Source organism: Phenylobacterium sp., assembly GCF_036263695.1.
GTDB lineage: Bacteria > Pseudomonadota > Alphaproteobacteria > Caulobacterales > Caulobacteraceae > Phenylobacterium.
On sequence record NZ_DATAGM010000310.1, the window covers coordinates 1 to 16892 of the forward strand.

At 70.2% G+C, this 16892-nt stretch carries 19 protein-coding genes; 9 read left to right on the top strand and 10 right to left on the bottom strand.

Features of this window, described 5'->3' with window-relative positions:
• The 4 genes from VHK87_RS12570 to VHK87_RS12585 all read left to right on the top strand — a co-directional run.
• Positions 1 to 3351: calcium-binding protein (locus VHK87_RS12570; protein WP_329635239.1), on the top strand; the 3351-nt coding region annotated here is incomplete at its 5' end.
• 61 nt (positions 3352 to 3412) lie between these two features.
• A complete protein-coding gene (gene recR, locus VHK87_RS12575; protein WP_329635240.1) occupies positions 3413 to 4015 on the top strand; it encodes a recombination mediator RecR in 603 nt (200 codons plus the stop codon).
• A 51-nt stretch (positions 4016 to 4066) separates the two neighbouring features.
• Positions 4067 to 5365 carry a DNA recombination protein RmuC gene (gene rmuC / locus VHK87_RS12580; RefSeq protein WP_329635241.1) on the top strand — a complete coding sequence of 433 codons (1299 nt, stop codon included), beginning with the start codon at positions 4067 to 4069 and terminating at the stop codon, positions 5363 to 5365.
• Positions 5366 to 5379: 14 nt separating this feature from the next.
• Positions 5380 to 5886, top strand: a complete 507-nt coding sequence (locus VHK87_RS12585) for a peptide deformylase (RefSeq protein WP_329635242.1) — start codon at positions 5380 to 5382, stop codon at positions 5884 to 5886.
• A gap of 15 nt (positions 5887 to 5901) precedes the next feature.
• Here VHK87_RS12585 and VHK87_RS12590 read toward each other — a convergent pair whose 3' ends face one another.
• Positions 5902 to 6225 (bottom strand): hypothetical protein, encoded by a 324-nt coding sequence (locus VHK87_RS12590; protein WP_329635243.1) that lies wholly within the window; start codon positions 6223 to 6225, stop codon positions 5902 to 5904.
• Positions 6226 to 6317: 92 nt separating this feature from the next.
• Between VHK87_RS12590 and fmt the strand changes: the two genes are divergently transcribed.
• On the top strand, positions 6318 to 7244 hold the full coding sequence (gene fmt, locus VHK87_RS12595) for a methionyl-tRNA formyltransferase (RefSeq protein WP_329635244.1): 927 nt from the start codon (positions 6318 to 6320) through the stop codon (positions 7242 to 7244).
• Positions 7244 to 7981: a tRNA pseudouridine(38-40) synthase TruA gene (gene truA / locus VHK87_RS12600; RefSeq protein ID WP_329635245.1), complete on the top strand. Its 738-nt coding sequence runs from the start codon at positions 7244 to 7246 to the stop codon at positions 7979 to 7981. Before fmt ends, truA begins: the two co-directional genes overlap by 1 nt.
• A gap of 38 nt (positions 7982 to 8019) precedes the next feature.
• On the opposite strand, the gene dapE is transcribed toward truA, so the two are convergent.
• Complete coding sequence (gene dapE / locus VHK87_RS12605; RefSeq protein WP_329635246.1) at positions 8020 to 9159, bottom strand: succinyl-diaminopimelate desuccinylase; 1140 nt, start codon at positions 9157 to 9159, stop codon at positions 8020 to 8022.
• A 58-nt stretch (positions 9160 to 9217) separates the two neighbouring features.
• On the opposite strand from dapE, the gene VHK87_RS12610 reads away from it, so the two are divergent.
• Both VHK87_RS12610 and VHK87_RS12615 read left to right on the top strand, forming a co-directional pair.
• On the top strand, positions 9218 to 9688 hold the full coding sequence (locus VHK87_RS12610) for a cupin domain-containing protein (RefSeq protein ID WP_329635247.1): 471 nt from the start codon (positions 9218 to 9220) through the stop codon (positions 9686 to 9688).
• A gap of 318 nt (positions 9689 to 10006) precedes the next feature.
• The gene (locus tag VHK87_RS12615; protein WP_329635248.1) at positions 10007 to 10492 is read left to right on the top strand and encodes a hypothetical protein; all 486 of its coding nucleotides are present in this window, start codon (positions 10007 to 10009) and stop codon (positions 10490 to 10492) included.
• Positions 10493 to 10679: 187 nt separating this feature from the next.
• On the opposite strand, the gene VHK87_RS12620 is transcribed toward VHK87_RS12615, so the two are convergent.
• The 6 genes from VHK87_RS12620 to VHK87_RS12645 all read right to left on the bottom strand — a co-directional run bounded on the left by VHK87_RS12620 (position 10680) and on the right by VHK87_RS12645 (position 15278).
• Entirely contained in the window at positions 10680 to 11135 is a 456-nt protein-coding gene (locus VHK87_RS12620) for a hypothetical protein (RefSeq protein ID WP_329635249.1), read from the bottom strand.
• Positions 11136 to 11333: 198 nt separating this feature from the next.
• Positions 11334 to 12158, bottom strand: a complete 825-nt coding sequence (gene dapD / locus VHK87_RS12625) for a 2,3,4,5-tetrahydropyridine-2,6-dicarboxylate N-succinyltransferase (RefSeq protein ID WP_329635250.1) — start codon at positions 12156 to 12158, stop codon at positions 11334 to 11336.
• A complete protein-coding gene (locus VHK87_RS12630; RefSeq protein WP_329635251.1) occupies positions 12155 to 12820 on the bottom strand; it encodes a pyrimidine 5'-nucleotidase in 666 nt (221 codons plus the stop codon). Before VHK87_RS12630 ends, dapD begins: the two co-directional genes overlap by 4 nt.
• Positions 12817 to 13731, bottom strand: a complete 915-nt coding sequence (argB, locus tag VHK87_RS12635; protein WP_329635252.1) for an acetylglutamate kinase — start codon at positions 13729 to 13731, stop codon at positions 12817 to 12819. The genes VHK87_RS12630 and argB overlap by 4 nt, the downstream gene beginning before the upstream one ends.
• A 179-nt stretch (positions 13732 to 13910) precedes the next feature.
• Positions 13911 to 14525: a 2-hydroxychromene-2-carboxylate isomerase gene (locus tag VHK87_RS12640; RefSeq protein ID WP_329635253.1), complete on the bottom strand. Its 615-nt coding sequence runs from the start codon at positions 14523 to 14525 to the stop codon at positions 13911 to 13913.
• A 12-nt stretch (positions 14526 to 14537) separates the two neighbouring features.
• A complete protein-coding gene (locus VHK87_RS12645; RefSeq protein WP_329635257.1) occupies positions 14538 to 15278 on the bottom strand; it encodes an SDR family NAD(P)-dependent oxidoreductase in 741 nt (246 codons plus the stop codon).
• 77 nt (positions 15279 to 15355) lie between these two features.
• Between VHK87_RS12645 and VHK87_RS12650 the strand changes: the two genes are divergently transcribed.
• Positions 15356 to 15811, top strand: a complete 456-nt coding sequence (locus VHK87_RS12650; RefSeq protein WP_329635254.1) for a helix-turn-helix domain-containing protein — start codon at positions 15356 to 15358, stop codon at positions 15809 to 15811.
• On the opposite strand, the gene yihA is transcribed toward VHK87_RS12650, so the two are convergent.
• Both yihA and VHK87_RS12660 read right to left on the bottom strand, forming a co-directional pair.
• On the bottom strand, positions 15808 to 16464 hold the full coding sequence (yihA, locus tag VHK87_RS12655) for a ribosome biogenesis GTP-binding protein YihA/YsxC (protein ID WP_329635255.1): 657 nt from the start codon (positions 16462 to 16464) through the stop codon (positions 15808 to 15810). The two genes, VHK87_RS12650 and yihA, sit on opposite strands and share 4 nt — an antisense overlap.
• Positions 16461 to 16892 (bottom strand): YidC/Oxa1 family membrane protein insertase (locus VHK87_RS12660; protein WP_329635256.1); only part of this gene is annotated, 432 nt, incomplete at its 5' end. The genes VHK87_RS12660 and yihA, both read right to left, overlap by 4 nt.

Sequence of the window (16892 nt, forward strand, 5' to 3'; positions counted from 1 at the left end):
GCCACCGGCGTCAACGGCGTGCGGATCGCCGGCACGTCGGACGCCCAGCAACTGGACTTCTCGGGCGTCACCCTCACCAATATCCAGTACATCGACGCCGCCGAAGGCGACGACACCCTGATCGGCTCGACCGGCGCGGACGATCTGCGCGGCGGGGCCAATAACGACAGCCTCTCCGGCGGGGCGGGTAACGACGAGGTGGACGGCGGCGACGGCGACGACCTCATCGAGGACAGCGCCGGCGACGACACCCTCGACGGCGGGACCGGGACCGACACCGTCACCTTCGCCGGCGTCGCCGCTGCGGTCACCGTTAGCCTGGCGACCACCGCCAACCAGGCCACGGGCGGCGCCGGCACGACCCGCATCAGCAACGTCGAGAACCTCATCGGCTCGGAGTTCGCCGACGACCTGACCGGCAATTCGGCGGCCAATGTCCTCCAGGGGGGCGCCGGAAACGACACCATCGACGGCGGCGCGGGCGGCGACTTCCTGCAGGGCGGCGACGGCAACGACAGCATCGACGGCGGCGCGGGCGCGGACACCGTCCACGGCGGCGCCGGCGACGACTACGTTCTGCTCGGCGCGTCCAGCGCGCTCGACGGCAACTACGCGCACGGCAACACCGGCCGCGACACCCTGATCGGCGACGGCGGATCCGACACCCTGGTCGGCGGGCAGGACGACGACAGCCTGGCCGGCGGCGGCGGGCACGACATCCTCTCCGGCGACATGGGCAGCGACACCCTCGACGGCGGCGCCGGCAACGACCAGATCAACGTCTCAGGCTCCTCCTCCGGGTTCGACCTGGTCGACGGGGGCGCGGGGAACGACACGTTGTCGGCCACCAGCGCCGGCACGATCCTCGGCGTCAGCTCGCTGGCCGGCATCGAGGCGATCGTCGGCGTCGGCTCGATGACGCTGCTCGGCGATGACGCGGACACCGTCTTCAACCTCAGCGCCGTGGCGCTAAGCGGCGTGGACCGCATCGACGGCGGCGGCGGGAACGACTCTGTGCTGGGCCACGCCAGCAACGCCTACAACGACCTCATCGCGGGCGGGGCCGGGGCCGACACGCTGTCGGGCATGTTCGGGGCCGACGTCCTGGAGGGCGGCGACGGCGCCGACTGTCTGATCGGCGGAGCCGGCGTCGACACTCTGGCCGGCGGGTCCGGGAACGACACCTTCGAGGTGGACAGCGCGACCGACGCCATCGTCGAACTGGCCGGCGGCGGCGTCGACCGGGTCATGAGCTCGGCGACCTACCTGCTGGCCAGCAATCTGGAGAACCTGACGCTCACCGGGACCTCGGCCATCAACGGGAGCGGGAACGCCGAGGCCAACCAGATCACCGGCAACACGGGCGCCAACCTGCTGGACGGGGCGGGCGGCGCCGACAGCCTCCTGGGCGGGGACGGTGCGGACACCCTGATCGGCGGGGCCGGCGACGATTCCCTCGACGGCGGCGACGGCGACGACCGGTTCAGCGTCACCGGCGTCGGCGACGGCTTTGACGACCTGGTGGGCGGGGCCGGCTCGGACACCCTCTACGGGGCCTCCGCCGGCACGGTGATCGGGATCGCCTCGCTCTCCGGCATCGAGTCCATCGTCGGCGCGGGCGCGGTGACGATCCTGGGCGAGGACGCCGGCGCGGTCTTCGACCTGACCGGGGTGACGCTCGTCAACGTCAGCCTGGTCGACGGGGCCGGCGGCGATGACACCATCACCGGCTGGGCCGGCGGCGAGACCCTGGCGGGCGGGACGGGGGCGGACAGCGTCGGCGGCGCGGCGGGCGCGGACAGCCTCCTGGGCGGCGACGGCCACGACACCATCGACGGCGGGACCGGCGCCGACACCCTCGACGGCGGGGCCGGCGACGACATCTTCCTGGTGGACGAGACTGGCGACGTGGTGATCGAGGCGGTCGGCGGCGGCTCGGACACGGTGATGAGCTCGGCCAGCTACACCCTGGCCGCGGAACTGGAGACCCTTAGCCTCACGGGCGGAGGCGACATCTCCGGGACCGGCAACGCGGCCTCCAACCTGATCTTCGGCAACGGCGGGAACAACAGCCTCGACGGGGCCGGCGCGAACGACACCCTGGCCGGCGGCGGGGGTGACGACACCCTCAGCGGCGGTCTGGGCGGCGACGTACTGGACGGCGGCCTGGGGGCCGACTGGCTGCTGGGCGGCGACGGGCACGATACCGTCGAGGGCGACGACGGCGCCGACACCCTCGCAGGCGGGGCCGGCAACGACTCGCTCATGGGCGGCGCAGGCGCCGACTCCCTGGCGGGCTGGCTGGGCAATGACTGGTACGTCATCGACGACACCGGCGACCTGGCCGCCGAGGAAGGCGGCTACGACATCGCCGTGGCCTCGGTGGACTGGACCCTCGCCGACGGGATCGAAGAGCTCTACCTCACGGGCGCGGCCGGCCTGAGCGGAACCGGCAACAACGGCGCCAACGGGATTCTCGGCAACGCCGCCGCCAACCTGCTGACCGGCCTGGACGGCAACGACAATCTTCGGGGCGCAGACGGCGCCGACACGCTGGACGGCGGCGCCGGCAACGACGCGCTCTCCGGCGGGAACGGCGACGATTCGATGCTCGGCGGCGACGGACGCGACAACCTCAACGGCGGCGCCGGGGCGGACATCATGGCCGGCGGCGCCGGGGACGACACCTATGTGGTGGACAGCGCCGGCGACGATGTCATCGAGGCCGCCGGCCAGGGCAACGACGAGGTCCGCAGCCACATCGCCTACACCCTGGCCGAGGGCGTCGAGCGTCTGGTGCTGCAGGGCGGCGGCCACATCGGCGGCTACGGGAATACAGGCGCCAACGACCTGACCGGCAACACCGGCGACAACCTGCTGAGCGGCGGCGCGGGGAACGACAACCTCGGCGGCATGGACGGGAACGACACCCTGCTGGGCGGCGACGACTCCGACTGGCTCGACGGTTTCGCGGGCGATGACCGGATGGACGGCGAGGCCGGCGCCGACACCCTGGTCGCTGGAGCCGGCGCCGACGTGCTGATCGGCGGGGCCGGGGCGGACGTCTTCCAGTTTGCGGCTGGGGTCTCGGCGCCCGGCGCGGGGCGCGACACCGTCTTGGACTTCACCTCAGGCGACCGGATCAACGTGGCGGGGATCGACGCCAACGCGACGGTTTCGGGGAACCAGGCTTTCGCCTTCATCGGCGCGGACGCCTTCGGCGGCGTGGCGGGCCAGCTGCGCTACGCCGGCGGGATCGTCCAGGGCGACATGAACGGCGACGGCGTGGCGGACCTGGAGATCGCGGTTTCCGGCGCGCCGCCGCTCAGCGCCGGCGACTTCGTGCTCTAGCCCTCGACAGGGGCCGCTCCCATGTGCTCGACAGGCCTGAGCTGACCGCATCGGAGAGACCTTGGCCGCGTCTGCAGGACCCGAGATCGAACGGCTGATTTCGCTGCTGGCCAAGCTGCCGGGGCTGGGGCCGCGCTCGGCCCGTCGCGCGGCGCTGGCCCTGCTGAAGCGGCGCGATCAGCTGCTGAACCCGCTCTCGGAAGCGCTTGCTGACGCCGCGGCGCGGGTGAAGACCTGCAGCCTCTGCGGCTCTCTGGACACCCAGGATCCCTGCGCCGTCTGCGCCGACCGCGAGCGGGACGCCAGCCTGATCTGCGTCGTCGAGGAGGTCGGGGCGCTGTGGGCCATGGAGCGCGCGAGCGCCTTCCGCGGCCGCTATCACGTGCTCGGCGGGCTACTGTCGGCGCTCGACGGCGTCGGCCCCGAGGCGCTGCGGATCGGGCCGCTGGTCAACCGGGCGGCGGAGGAGGGTGTGCGCGAGGTGATCCTGGCGCTGCCGGCCACGGTTGATGGCCAGACCACCGCCCATTACCTCGCCGAACGGCTGGCCGGCACGGGCGTGTCGGTCACCATGCTGGCCCGGGGAGTTCCAGTCGGCGGCGAGCTCGACTGGCTCGACGACGGCACCATCGCCCAGGCGATGCGGGCGCGCCGGCCGGCCTAGCGACGACACGCCGGCTGGCGGTCTTGCGCGACTCCGCGTATGGAACGGAGCATGAACGCCGCCATGCTCGTCATCCTGATCGCCCTGGCGCTGGTCGCCGTCGCCGCCATCGCCTGGGCCCTTAGCGAGCGCCGCCGCGCGGCCGCGGCCGAGGGCGCCGCCTGGGAGATGAAGTCGCGGGCCTTGCAAGCCGAGGCGCAGCTCAAGGCGCTGGAGGGCCAGTCGGCGATGCAGGCCGAGGTGCTGAAGGCCCAGGCCGCCCAGTCGGCCACCGCCGTCGCCGAGGCGCTGGTCAAGCAGACCGAGGAGACCTTCCGCAACCGCGAGCAGCTGGCCCAGGCGCGCCTGGAGGCGCAGCTGAAGCCCGTCGCCGAGACGCTGGCCAAGTTCCAGGAACAGGTCACCGCGGTCGAGAAGGCCCGCGCCGAGGAGACCGGCGGGCTGAAGGAGCAGATCGCCCAGATGCTGGCCGCCTCCACCGCCACCCAGGACGAGGCGCGCAAGCTTTCCGCCGCCCTGCGACGGGGGGCCGGGGTGCAGGGCCGCTGGGGCGAGCAGGCGCTGCGCAACGTGCTCGAGGCGGCGGGACTGACCCACCACTTCGACTTCCACGAACAGACCTCCACCGATACCGAGGAAGGCCGCCGGCGTCCGGACGTGACCGTGCGGCTGCCCGGCGGGGCGGTGTTCGTGATCGACGCCAAGGTCTCCTGCAACGCTTACCTCGAGGCGTTCGACGCCACCGACGAGGCGGTGCGGGACGGCTGCCTCATGCGCCACGTGCAGAGCGTGCGCACCCACATCCAGGGGCTCTCGGCCAAGGCCTATTGGAACCAGTTCGACGCCTCGCCGGACTTCGTGGCGATGTTCGTGCCCTCCGACGCCATCCTCGCGGCGGCGCTGGACAAGAACCCCGAGCTTCTCACCGAGGCCATGGACCGGCGGGTGCTGGTGGTGACCCCCACCACCCTGTTCGCCCTCTGCAAGGCGGTGGTCTATGGCTGGCGGGTGGAGGAGCAGGCCGCCAACGCACAAGAGATCGCCAAGCTCGGCCAGGACCTCTACAGCCGCATCTCGGTGATGGCCGGTCACATCGACGACCTGGGGACCAGCCTCGGCCGGGCGGTGGGAAAGTACAACGCATTCGTCGGCTCGCTGAAAGACCGGGTGCTGCCCCAGGCGCGCAAGTTCGAGCAGCTGGCCGCCGACCACCAGGCCAAGAAGATTCCCGATCCGGTGGAGCTGGAGGTCGCCCCGCGCGAGCTCGAGGCCCGCGGCAAGAGCTTGCTTTCGCAGGTGATCGGGACGGATTCCAAACCCGCGCCCGCCTTGACGGAAGAGGGCGGCTAACCTACCTGCCAGCCATGGCGATCCGCGAAATCATCACCGTCCCCGACCCGCGCCTGAAGCTGAAGTCGCAGCCTGTGGAGGCCGTCGACGACGAACTGCGGGCGCTGATGGACGACATGCTGGAGACCATGTACGCCGCGCCCGGCATCGGCCTGGCCGCGATCCAGGTCGGCGTGCCCAAGCGGGTGATCGTCATGGACCTGGCCCGCGAGGGCGAGGAGGCCCAGCCCCGCTACTTCGTCAATCCGGAGATCGTCTGGGCCTCGGAAGAGACCCAGCCCTACGAAGAGGGCTGCCTGTCGATCCCCGAATACTACGACGAGGTCGAGCGGCCCGCCCGGGTGAAGCTGCGCTACCTCAACTATCAGGGCGAGCAGGTGGAGGAGGACGCCGAGGGCCTCTACGCCGTCTGCGTCCAGCACGAGATGGACCACCTGGAAGGCGTTCTCTTCATCGACCACCTGTCGCGCCTGAAGCGCGAGCAGGCGATCAAGAAGGTCAAGAAGCAGAAGGCGGCTTAGCGCCCGCTCTCTACCTCAGTTCCGCGCGTCCGACGCGGCGTTGTCCCCCGCCCTCCTGGCGTCTCCCGCCTCATCCCTGGTTTCGGCGCCGGCCCGGTCGACCCCTTCCTTCACGTCGCCGGCGGCGTCTTTGACCGCACTGCCGACGTCGGAGGCGACTTCCTTGGTCTTCTCGGCGGTCGCTTCGATGTCGACCTTCTCCACCGCTTCCTTCAGCTCCGAGCCGGCGGCGTCGGTGGCCTCCTTGGCCTCCTCGCCAGCGTCCTCGCGCTGGGTTTCGGTGCAGCCGGCGGCGGCGAGCGCCAGGGCGGCGGCGGAGGCGATCAGCAGGGTGCGCATGGGGAAACTCCTTTCGGCCATCCAACGGCCACGCTTGGCCGCAGGTTCCCGCCCTTCCCGCCGCCGGCTCCCGCGGGCTAAAGGCTGCCGTGATGCGCCTCGCCTTCCTCGGAACCCCCGACTTCGCCGCCCGCGCCCTCGAGGCGGTGATCGAGGCCGGGCATGAGGTCGCCGCCGTCTACTCCCAGCCGCCGGCCCCGCGCGGCCGCGGCCAGGCGTTGCGGCCCTCGCCGGTGCACGCCTTCGCCGAGGAGCGGGGGCTTTCCGTCCGGACGCCCGCCTCGCTGCGCGATGCGGCCGAGATCGAGGCGTTTCGGGGGCTCGGCCTGGACGCGGCGGTGGTCGTCGCCTTCGGCCAAATCCTGACGCGGGAGATCCTGGAGGCGCCGCGCCTGGGCTGCTTCAACGTCCACGCCTCGCTGCTCCCCAGGTGGCGAGGCGCGGCTCCGATCCAACGGGCGATCATGGCCGGCGATCCGCTCACCGGGGTGCAGGTCATGCGAATGACCGAGGGGCTGGACGAGGGGTCCGTGCTGTCCACCGCCACCGTCCGCATCGGCCCGCTGGACACCGCCGGGACCCTGCACGACCGCCTCGCCGAGGCCGGGGCCCAGCTCTTGGTGGAGACCCTGGCCGCTATCGAGCGCGGCGAAGCCGTCGAGACGCCCCAAGCCCACGAGGGCGTCACCTACGCCAAGAAGATCAGCGCCAAGGCCGCCCGTCTGAAGTGGACCCGGCCCGCCGCCGAGGTCGACCGCAAGATCCGCGGCCTCTCGCCCTTCCCCGGCGCCTGGTTCGAGGCGCCGACCGAGAAGGGCCCGGTGCGCATCAAGGCGCTGCTGTCCCGCTACGAGGACGGGGAGGGCGCGCCCGGGGAGGTGCTGGACGACGAAATGCTCATCGCCTGCGGGGAGGGCGCCGTGCGGCTTCTGAAGGTGCAGCGCGAGGGGCGGGGGCCGCAGGACGCCGAGGTCTTCCTGCGCGGCTTTCCGCTGAGGGTCGGGGCGAGGCTCACCTGATGCCCCGTTACCGGCTGACGCTGGAGTACGACGGCGGTCCCTACCGCGGCTTCCAGGCTCAGGGGGAGTTGCCGACCATCCAGGCCTCCATCGAGCGGGCGGTGAAGGGATTCAGCGGCGAGACCCTGCGGCTGCAGGCGGCCGGTCGCACCGACACCGGCGTGCACGCCACCGGGCAGGTGGTGCACATCGATCTGGAGAAGGCCTGGAAGCCGGACGTGGTCCGCGACGCCCTCAACGCCCACCTGGTCCCCGAGCCGATCGCCGTACTGGACGCGTCCGAGGCGCCCGAAGGCTGGCATGCCCGCTTCTCGGCGACGACGCGCCGCTACCTCTACCGTATCCTCAACCGTCGCAGCCCGCCGGCGCTCGGTCAGGGCCGGGTCTGGCACGTGAAGAAGCCGTTGGACGCCGAGCGGATGCATCAGGCGGCCCAGGCGCTGGTCGGCCACCACGACTTCACCACCTTCCGCGACCTGCAGTGCCAGGCCAAGAGCCCGATGAAGACGCTGGACCTCGCCTCGGTGCGGCGCGAGGGCGAGCAGGTGCTGCTGGAGTTCGCCTCCCGCTCCTTCCTGCACCGCCAGGTCCGCTCGATGACCGGCACGCTGGTGGAGGTGGGGACCGGCCGCTGGCCCCCCGAACGCATCGCCGCCGCCCTCGCCGCTGCCGACCGCAAGGCCTGTGGTCCGGTCGCGCCGGCGCACGGGCTGTACCTGACCGGGGTGGAGTACTGAGGAGCCTGTGTCCCTCCCCTGAAGGGAAGGGAAAAAGCCTACATCGCCTCGAAGTACCGTTCGATCAGCCGCTCGTAGACCTGCTGCAGCTGGCGGATCTCGGCGATGGGGGCGCGTTCGTCGACGGCGTGCATGGTCTTACCGACGAGGCCGAGCTCGACCACCGGGCATAGCGCGCGGATGAAGCGGGCGTCGGAGGTGCCGCCGGTGGTGGAGAGCTCCGGGTCGGCGCCGGTCACGTCGCGGACGGCGGCGCAGATCAGGTCGGTGAAGGGGCCGGGCTCGGTGAGGAAGGCCTCGCCGCTGATCTGCGGCGTGGCGGTCACGGTTCCTCGGAAGCCCTCTGCCACAGCGCGGGCCTCGCCCTCTATCCAGGCGGCCAGGCTCGCGCCCGTATGGGCCGGGTTGAAGCGGATGTTCAGCCGGGCCCGCGCGGCGGCGGGGATGACATTGGTGGCGGTGTTGCCGACATCGATGGTCACCACCTCGAGGTTGGATGGCTGGAAGCCGGTGTAGCCCTCGTCCAGCACCTTGTCCTGCAGCCGCGCCAGCAGCCGGATCAGCACCGGCACAGGGTTGGCCGCCCGCTGCGGGTAGGCCACGTGGCCCTGGATCCCCTCGACGCGGATGTCGACGTTGATGCTGCCCCGGCGGCCGATCTTGACCATGTCGCCGAACCGTTCGGAGCTGGTGGGCTCGCCGACGATGCAGTGGTCGATCGCCTCGCCCTCGGCCTGAAGGGCCTCGACCACCTTCTTGGTGCCGTGGGTCGCCACGCCCTCCTCGTCGCCGGTGATCAGCAGCGAGAGGGAGCCGCGGACCTTGCCCGCCGCGATGGCCGTCCCGGCGGCGGCCGTGAAGGCGGCCAGCGCGCTCTTCATGTCGACCGCGCCGCGGCCGACCAGCACGTTGTCCACCACCTGGGCCTCGAACGGCCCGGAACTCCAGGCGCCGGCGTCGCCCACCGGCACCACGTCGGTGTGGCCGGCGAAGCAGAGGTTGGGCCGCTGAGTCCCATAGCGGGCGTAGAGGTTCTCGATGTCGCCGAACGTCATCCGTCGGCAGGCGAAGCCCAGCGCCTCCAGCTCGCGCTGCAGGACGTCCATGGCCCCGGCGTCGGCCGGCGTCACCGAGGGGCGGCGGACGAGCTCGCGGGTGAGGGTGACGGCGTCAATCAAGCTTGGCCCCTGGCGGCGGTGTTCCTAAGGTCTCGGCTTCCTAGACCGGAAAGCCCCCATGAAGAAGATCGACGTTGCGTCCCTGCCCGAACGCCGGGGCAGCGCCTACCCCGCACCGTTCGACGAGCCCTGCCGCGGCCGCGGCCGCCGGGCGCTGGGCAACGCCGCGGGCCTCTCTCACTTCGGCGTCAACCTGCTGACCCTGGAGCCGGGCGCCTGGTCGTCGCAGCGGCACTGGCACACCGCCGAGGACGAGTTCGTCTATGTGCTCGAGGGCGAGGTCGTGCTGGTGACGGACGCCGGCGAGGAGGTGTTGCGGCCCGGCGAGTGCGCCGGGTTCAAGGCGGGCGACGCGGACGGGCACCACCTGATCAACCGGTCCGACCGGCCGGCGCGGCTGCTGGAGGTCGGGACACGCACCGAGGACGGCGTGGACGCGGTAGACTATCCCGATATCGACATGGTCATCCCGCTCGGCGCCCACGACTACTATCACCGGGACGGCACGCCTTATCCCCCGCAGGAATAGCCGGACGGATCAACCAATCCGTGAAATCGCCTGGCGGCCGCAGGAGCCCCCAACGGCGCTCGGCCACGGCCCCGCGGCAGGCCGTGCCGCCATCTTCAGCAAGCTTAACCCCAGCCTCATTTTGGGGAGCTTCGCCCTATAGGCGAGCGTGGGCGTGCGGCATGATGGTTGAAGTAGATCTCCTGCTGAAAGAAGTAAGCGTTGCTCTCCTTTTTCGGTGGATACGGTCATAAAGGCGCCACAATTCCTCTGATGCGCGGATCGCGTCATGAGGGGCTTGGTGAAACAAGAAGCTTTCGACCGGTCGCTTTGCGTAGGGTGTCTGAATTCGGCGAAGTCTACTTCGCTGTACGGTCTGTGGGCGTGTCGAGTAGTGGTTATCACGTCCTGCAGTACGCCTTCGTCGACAGCCGCGGCGAAGTCGTGATGAGCGCCTATACCCATGCCCCCAGTCCGGTGGCGCTCATCGGCTCGGCGCCGACGGAAGTCGGCGCCGAGCCGCTATCGCCTGAGGCCTTCGAGCGTATGGCGACGCAGATCTGCGCCGGGGCGCGGCTGATCGGCTTCCACAAAAGGTTGCAGGGCGGCCTGCTGCCCGAGCGTGCGCGCGGCGCCGCCGCCGGGCTGCAGTGCGCCGCAAGTTCCTTCGAGAAGAGGGTCGGCCGGGATGAAGTGGGCGGCCGCGGCGAGGCTCCGAGCCTCGCCGCGTGCCTGGCCTACGCCCGCCTGCCCCAGCCCGCCAGCGAGGACGCCGAGGCCCAGGCCCGGGCCGTCCGCGATCTGTGGCGGTGGGCTGTCGCGTAAGCGTCGCTCACGGCGCCGCAATCCCCCCATTCTTCACGTGTGACTGGTTAGGGCGCGCCAGTGCCGGCGACGCCACAGCTCCGCGAGACGACTTAACCTGTCGCCAGGGGCTGCGTGCGTGACAGGTTGAGATGTCGCGCTGAGCAGGCCCGAGGCTGTCGACGGGACACCTAAACAGTCGCAGGACTCACCGCTCCTGTTTGACGATGTCCCAGAGGGGCTTCAGTTCGTTGAGCACCTCGTCCACGCCGTAGGCGTCGCCGAGGTAGTAGAGGCCTTCCTCGTCGCGCCGCAGATAGCCGGCGCGGGCCAGGCTCAGCAGCTTGCGACGGGCGGTCTCGCGGGGAATCTGGGTGATCTCGGACAGGCTCAGGGCGTTGAGGCCGCGGGTGCGGCCGGCGACGTTTCCGCTGCTGGAGATCTCCTGCAGCACGAAGACGAGGTAGAGCAGGTATTGGTCGAGGTCGCCGTCGAAGCGGCCGCGAATGCGCACCAGGGCCGCCGAGAACTGGCCGGCCCAGCGGTAGAGGAACCGGGCGGCGAGGGCCGGATCGGCGGCCTGCCGCTCGTTCCAGCTCGCCGGTTCCGACGGCGTCTCGGCCTTGCGGTTCGCGCCGCCGGAGAGGTCGTGAGGATCCGTCATCAACATGCGCGCCCCTCAAAGGCTTAACGAAGTATTAACCACTCGGCCCGTGGCCATGCCTTCGAAGACGCGCGCATGCCAACGGACCTCAGCTTCCAAGATTCCGTTGGTTATTGTTCAGATTATGGCGAGGTGCGCCGGTTAACTATATTCCCGGTGGAAGATCGTTGGTTTCGACCGGAGAACACTAACGTTAACCTATTCTCGCAGTAGCTCGTTGATGCTGGTCTTGGACCGCGTGCGTTCGTCGACGGTCTTCATGATCACAACGCAGTAGGTGGACGGCAGCCCTTCGTGCGGCGAGGGCCGTGAGCCGGACATCACCACCGAGTAGGGCGGTATCTCGCCGGTCCAGGTTTGGCCGGTCTTGCGGTCGATGATCGGCGTCGTGGCGGTGACGTAGACGCCCATGGACAGCACGCTGCCGCGGCGCACGATGACGCCTTCGGCCACTTCCGAGCGGGCGCCGATGAAGCAGTCGTCCTCAATGATGGTGGGGTTGGCCTGCAGGGGCTCCAGGACGCCGCCGATGCCGGCCCCGCCGGAGATGTGGCAGTTTTTCCCGATCTGGGCGCAGGAGCCGACGGTGGCCCAGGTGTCGACCATGGTGCCTTCATCGACGTAGGCGCCGATGTTCACGAAGGACGGCATCAGCACGACGTTGCGGCCGATGAAGGCGCCTTTGCGGACCACGCAGCCGGGCACGGCGCGGAAGCCGGCGGCCTCGAATCGCTCGGGCGTCCAGCCTTCGAACTTGCCGGGCACCTTGTCCCAGAAGGGGCCGGGCGTGGGCGCCTCGGTCAGCCGGTTCGGGTTCAGCCGGAAGGACAACAGGATGGCCTGCTTGACCCACTGATTGACGACCCACTGGCCGCCCTGGTTCTCGGCCACCCGCAGGTCGCCCGCATCCAGTCGCTCCAGGGTGACCTCCACGGCGTCGCGGACGGCGCCCTTAGTTCCGGTGGTGACGGTGTCGCGCTGCTCCCAGGCGGCTTCGACAGCGCGTTGCAGGTCGGTGGTCATCGGGCGGCCTCCATAAGCTTCGCCGCCGTCAGGAACGGCGCGAGGTCTTCGGTGCGGTGGTGGACGAAGGGGGCGGTCGAGGCGAGCGCGTGCGGGCCCACCAGGACGGTGGTCATGCCGAGCTCGGCCGCCGGCGCCAGGTTGCGCTCGGAGTCCTCGAAGAAGGCGGTCGTGCGCGGCTCGACGCCATGGCTTTCGGCCATGCGCTGGAAGGGCGCGGGGCTGGGCTTGGGCGTGTAGTCGAAGGTGGCGATGTGGAAGACGTCCTCGAACAGGTCGCGCAGTCCCAGCCGCTCCAGCACCCGTTCGGCGTGGATGTCGTCGGCGTTGGTGAAGATCAGCCGCCGGCCGGGCAGGCGGGCGAGGGCCAGCACCAGGTCCGGGTCGTGCGCTAGCGCCTCCAGCGAAAGGTCGTGGAACAGGGCGTGGAACTCGTCCGGATCAACCCCGTGGTTCTCCATCAGCCCGCGCAGGGTCAGGCCGTGCTCGGCCAAGTACTTCTTCTGCAGCGCATAGGCCTCGTCCGGCGGCAGGCCGGTGACTTTCTGCACATAGGCGGTCATCCGCCCCTCGATCTCGCTCATGAACCCGGTGGAGGCCGGATAGAGGGTGTTGTCGAGGTCGAACAGCCAGGTGTCGACGTGGGAAAGGTCCGCGCTCATGCGCGAACCAGGGTGCCCGCGCCGTGCTCGGTGAACAGCTCGACCAGCATGGCGTGGGGCCGGCGCCCGTCCAGGATGACCACGGCCTCCACGCCGGCCTCGACGGCGGCGATGGCGGTCTCCAGCTTGGGGATCATGCCGCCGGTGGCGACGCCCGAGGTGATCGCCTCGCGGGCCTCGTCGACGCGCAGCTGGCGCATCAGCTCCCCGTTCTTGTCCAGCACGCCCGGCACGTCGGTCAGCAGCAGCATGCGCTTGGCCCGCAGCGCCCCGGCCAGGGCGCCGGCCACGGTGTCGGCGTTGATGTTGTAGGTCTGGCCCTCTTTCGAGACCCCGATCGGCGCCACCACCGGGATGTAGTCGTGATCAGCGTGGATCAGGTTGAGGATCATCTGCGGATCGATCCGGGTCGGCTCGCCCACGAAGCCGAGGTCGATCTCCTCCTCGGCGCCGGTGTCGGGGTTCTTCCGGGTCTTGCGGGCCTTCTCGACGGTGATCAGCCGGGCATCCTTGCCGGAGAGGCCCACGCCGCGTACGTCGGCTTCTGCGCCGGCCAGGGTGATCCAGTTGGCGATCTCCTTGTTGATGGCCCCCGACAGGACCATCTCGGCGACCTCCATGGTGGCCGCGTCGGTGACCCGCAGGCCCTCGACGAAGGTCGACTCCACGCCCGCCCGCTTCAGCATGGCCGAGATCTGCGGCCCGCCGCCGTGCACCACGACCGGGTGCAGGCCCAGCATCTTCAACAGCACCGAGTCGGCCGCGAACAGCTTGGCCACCGACTCCTCGCCCATAGCGTGGCCGCCGTATTTGATGACCACGGTCTCGCGGTCGTAGTGCTGAATGTAGGGCAGGGCTTCCGCCAGAGTCTTGGCGGTGGCCCAACCCTGCTGTTCGGAGGTGTCGGTCACGAAAGGCTCCGGCGCATCGGAGCGTCCCGATAGCGAACGCAGGCGGGGCTGTCGATACGACTTAGGTCGTCATCCCGGCCGAAGCGAAGCGAAGAGCCGGGACCCAGCGCGCGGAGCCTGGGGCCCGGATGAGTCCGCTTCGCGGCTCTTCCGGATGACGGAGTGGGTTGGCGGAGATCTTACGCCGGGACGCTCTCCCGCGCCGCCTCTTCCACCTGGTCCAGCCGGTCCTTGCCGAAGAACATCTCCTCGCCGACGAAAAAGGTCGGGATGCCGAAGGCGCCGCGGGCGGCGGCGGCCTCGGTGCTGGCCATCAGCTCGGCCTTGACCTCCGGATCCTGGGTGGCGGCGAGGATTGCGTCGGCGTCGAGGCCCCCCTTCGTGAGCACGTCACGGACCACGGCGGGGTCGTCCATCTTCAGCCCCTGCTCCCACATGGCCGAGACCACGGTCTCCAGGTAGCGGTCGCCGACGCCCATGCCGCGGGCGGCGACGAGGCCGCGCATGATCAGCAGGGTGTTGACCGGGAAGTGGGGGTTGGAGCGGTAGGCGGTGAGGCCGTGCTTCTGGACGAACCGGCGGGTCTCCAGCCCCTCGTAGGCGAGCTTGTTCTTCACGCCGGCGAACGCCTCCACCGGCGAGCGGTTGTTCGTCAGCTTGAAGAGGCCGCCCAGCAGGACGGGGACGATGTTGATCTTGGCACCGGTGCGCTCGGCGATCTTCGGCAGCACCTTCCAGGCCAGGTAGCCGTTGGGGCTGCCGAAATCGAACAGGAAGTCGATGGTCGCGGGCATGGGGGCTCCTCCTCACCAGGGCTCGGACCAGGGGCGCAGGTCCATCTCGTGGGTCCAGGCCGAGCGTTGCTGCTTGTGCAGCCAGACGTAGTTTGCGGCGATCTCGTCGGGCTTGAGGATGGCGTCTCTCGCCAGCAGGTCCTCGACCTGATCGCCGCGGTTGGTGCGGGTGAAAACCCCGTCGATGGCGCCGTCGATCACCACGTGGGCCACGTGGATCCCCTGGGGGCCGAGTTCGCGTGCGAAGCTCTGGGCGGTGGCGCGCAATGCGTGCTTCGCCGAGGCGAAGGCCGAGAGGCCTTGCCGGCCCCGGACGCTGGCGGTGGCGCCGGTGAACAGGATGGTGCCGCGGCCTCTTGGGAGCATCACCCGGGCCGCCTCTCGCGCCGCCAGGAACCCGGAGAAGGCGGCCATCTCCCAGACCTTGGTGTAGACGCGGGTCGTCGTCTCCAGAGCATCGAAGCGCACGTTCGCGCCAATGTTGAACACCACCACTTCCAGCGGCGCGACCTCGGACTCGATCCGGTCGACCAGCGCGACCATCGCTGCCTCGTCCCGAGCGTCGACCCCGAAGGCGCGCGCCTCGCCGCCTTCATCGCGGATCTTGCCGGCCAGCGCCTCAAGCTGGTCGAGGTTGCGCTCCCTGCGGGTGATGCAGGCGATCAGCCCCTCGCGGGCGAAGGCCCTGGCGATGGCGCCGCCCACGCCGTCGCCGGCCCCGACCACCAGACAGGCGCCTTGCTGAGCCATGATCATCCAGTCCGTTTATTTTCTGGACGGACTGTGCTACCTGATCGGCAGGCGAGTCAACCGCGGAGCCGAGCGGCGCGATGAAATGGGACGAGCTGCCGGACGAGGCCTGCTCCGTCGCCCGAACGGTGGCGGTGATCGGCGACCGCTGGACGCTGCTGATCCTGCGCGACTGCTTCCTCGGCGTGCGCAGGTTCGAGGCCTTCCAGGCGCGGCTCGGCATCTCGCGCACCATCATCGCCGACCGGCTGAAGCTCTTGACCGACGAGGGCGTGTTACGGCGTGAGGCCTATCAGGAGCGTCCGGTCCGCTACGAGTACCGCCTGACGCCCAAGGGGCTGGAGCTGCATCCTCTGCTGATGGCCATCGTCGGCTGGGGCGACCGCCACTACGCCGGCGAGGCCGGCCCGCCGGTCCTCAACCGGCACAAGGCCTGCGGCTGCGATTTCCACGCGGTGCTGGCCTGTTCGGAATGCGGGGAGCCGGTAGGGCCCCGGGACGTGCAGAGCCGGCCTGGGCCAGGCGCGCGGAGCTAGGGCGCGAACTCCAACCCGCAGGCCGCGACGATCTCGGCGCGGAGTTCGGCGAGGCCGGTCCCCTTCTCGGAGGAGGTGGCGGCGACGCGGGGGAAGGCGGCTGGGCGCTTGGCGATGGCGGCGAGGGTCTTGGCGCGCACCGCCTCCAGTTCGGCCGGCTTGATCTTGTCGGCCTTGGTCAGGACGATCTGATAGGAAACCGCGGCCTGGTCGAGGGCGTCGAGGGCCTCGGCGTCCACCGCCTTGAGCCCGTGCCGGGCGTCGATCAGCAGGTAGGCCCGCTTGAGGTTCGGTCGGCCGCGCAGGTAGGAGCGGCCGAGGTTCTGGAACTTCTTCACCTCGGCTCTGGAGGCCTTGGCCCACCCGTAGCCCGGCAGGTCGACGAGGCGCACCTTCTCGTCCAGCACGAAGATATTGACCTCACGCGTCCGCCCCGGCGCGTTGGAGGCCCGCGCCAGGTCCTTGCGGCCGGTCAGGGCGTTGATCAGGCTCGACTTGCCGACATTGGAGCGGCCGGCGAAGGCCACCTCGGGCAGGTCGGGCGGCGGCAGGCCCTCGATCTGCACGACGCCCAGGGCGAAGAGCGCCGGCCGGGCGAAGAGGACGCGGGCGGCCTCCAGCTCCTCTTCGGTGAAGGCCGGGTCGGCGCTCACCCCACGGCCCTGGATCTGCCGGTCAGCTTGCCGAGCAGCTGGTCGATCGGGTTGTCCACCTTGAAGCGGCGCATGATCACGTATTGCTGCAGGATCGAGAGCACGTTGCTCCAGGTCCAGTAGATCAGCAGGCCGACCGCGAACGGCGCCATGATGAAGGTGAAGATCAGCGGCATCAGCTGGAACATCCGCTGCTGGATGGGGTCGGGCGCCGGCGGGTTCATGGCCGTGGTCAGCCACATGGTGAAGCCGTAGAGGGTCGCCCAGGCGCCGATGCCGAGCGGGCCGGCCAGCAGGCCGCCGAGCAGCGGCGTCGAGGCCACCTCCCAGGGAATGGCGCCGAACAGGTTCCAGATCAGCGTCGGGTCGCGATCCGACAAGTCCTGGATCCAGCCGAAGAAGGGCGCGTGCCGCATCTCGATGGTGAC

Bases quoted from the DNA above. Each gene is read 5' to 3' on its own strand.
- truA (WP_329635245.1), top strand. From the start codon at position 7,244: ATGCCCCGTTACCGGCTGACGCTGGAGTACGACGGCGGTCCCTACCGC.
- fmt (WP_329635244.1), top strand. From the start codon at position 6,318: ATGCGCCTCGCCTTCCTCGGAACCCCCGACTTCGCCGCCCGCGCCCTC.
- VHK87_RS12610 (WP_329635247.1), top strand. From the start codon at position 9,218: ATGAAGAAGATCGACGTTGCGTCCCTGCCCGAACGCCGGGGCAGCGCC.
- VHK87_RS12650 (WP_329635254.1), top strand. From the start codon at position 15,356: ATGAAATGGGACGAGCTGCCGGACGAGGCCTGCTCCGTCGCCCGAACG.
- VHK87_RS12585 (WP_329635242.1), top strand. From the start codon at position 5,380: ATGGCGATCCGCGAAATCATCACCGTCCCCGACCCGCGCCTGAAGCTG.
- VHK87_RS12630 (WP_329635251.1), bottom strand. From the start codon at position 12,820: ATGAGCGCGGACCTTTCCCACGTCGACACCTGGCTGTTCGACCTCGAC.
- dapD (WP_329635250.1), bottom strand. From the start codon at position 12,158: ATGACCACCGACCTGCAACGCGCTGTCGAAGCCGCCTGGGAGCAGCGC.
- VHK87_RS12620 (WP_329635249.1), bottom strand. From the start codon at position 11,135: ATGACGGATCCTCACGACCTCTCCGGCGGCGCGAACCGCAAGGCCGAG.
- rmuC (WP_329635241.1), top strand. From the start codon at position 4,067: ATGAACGCCGCCATGCTCGTCATCCTGATCGCCCTGGCGCTGGTCGCC.
- VHK87_RS12640 (WP_329635253.1), bottom strand. From the start codon at position 14,525: ATGCCCGCGACCATCGACTTCCTGTTCGATTTCGGCAGCCCCAACGGC.
- VHK87_RS12590 (WP_329635243.1), bottom strand. From the start codon at position 6,225: ATGCGCACCCTGCTGATCGCCTCCGCCGCCGCCCTGGCGCTCGCCGCC.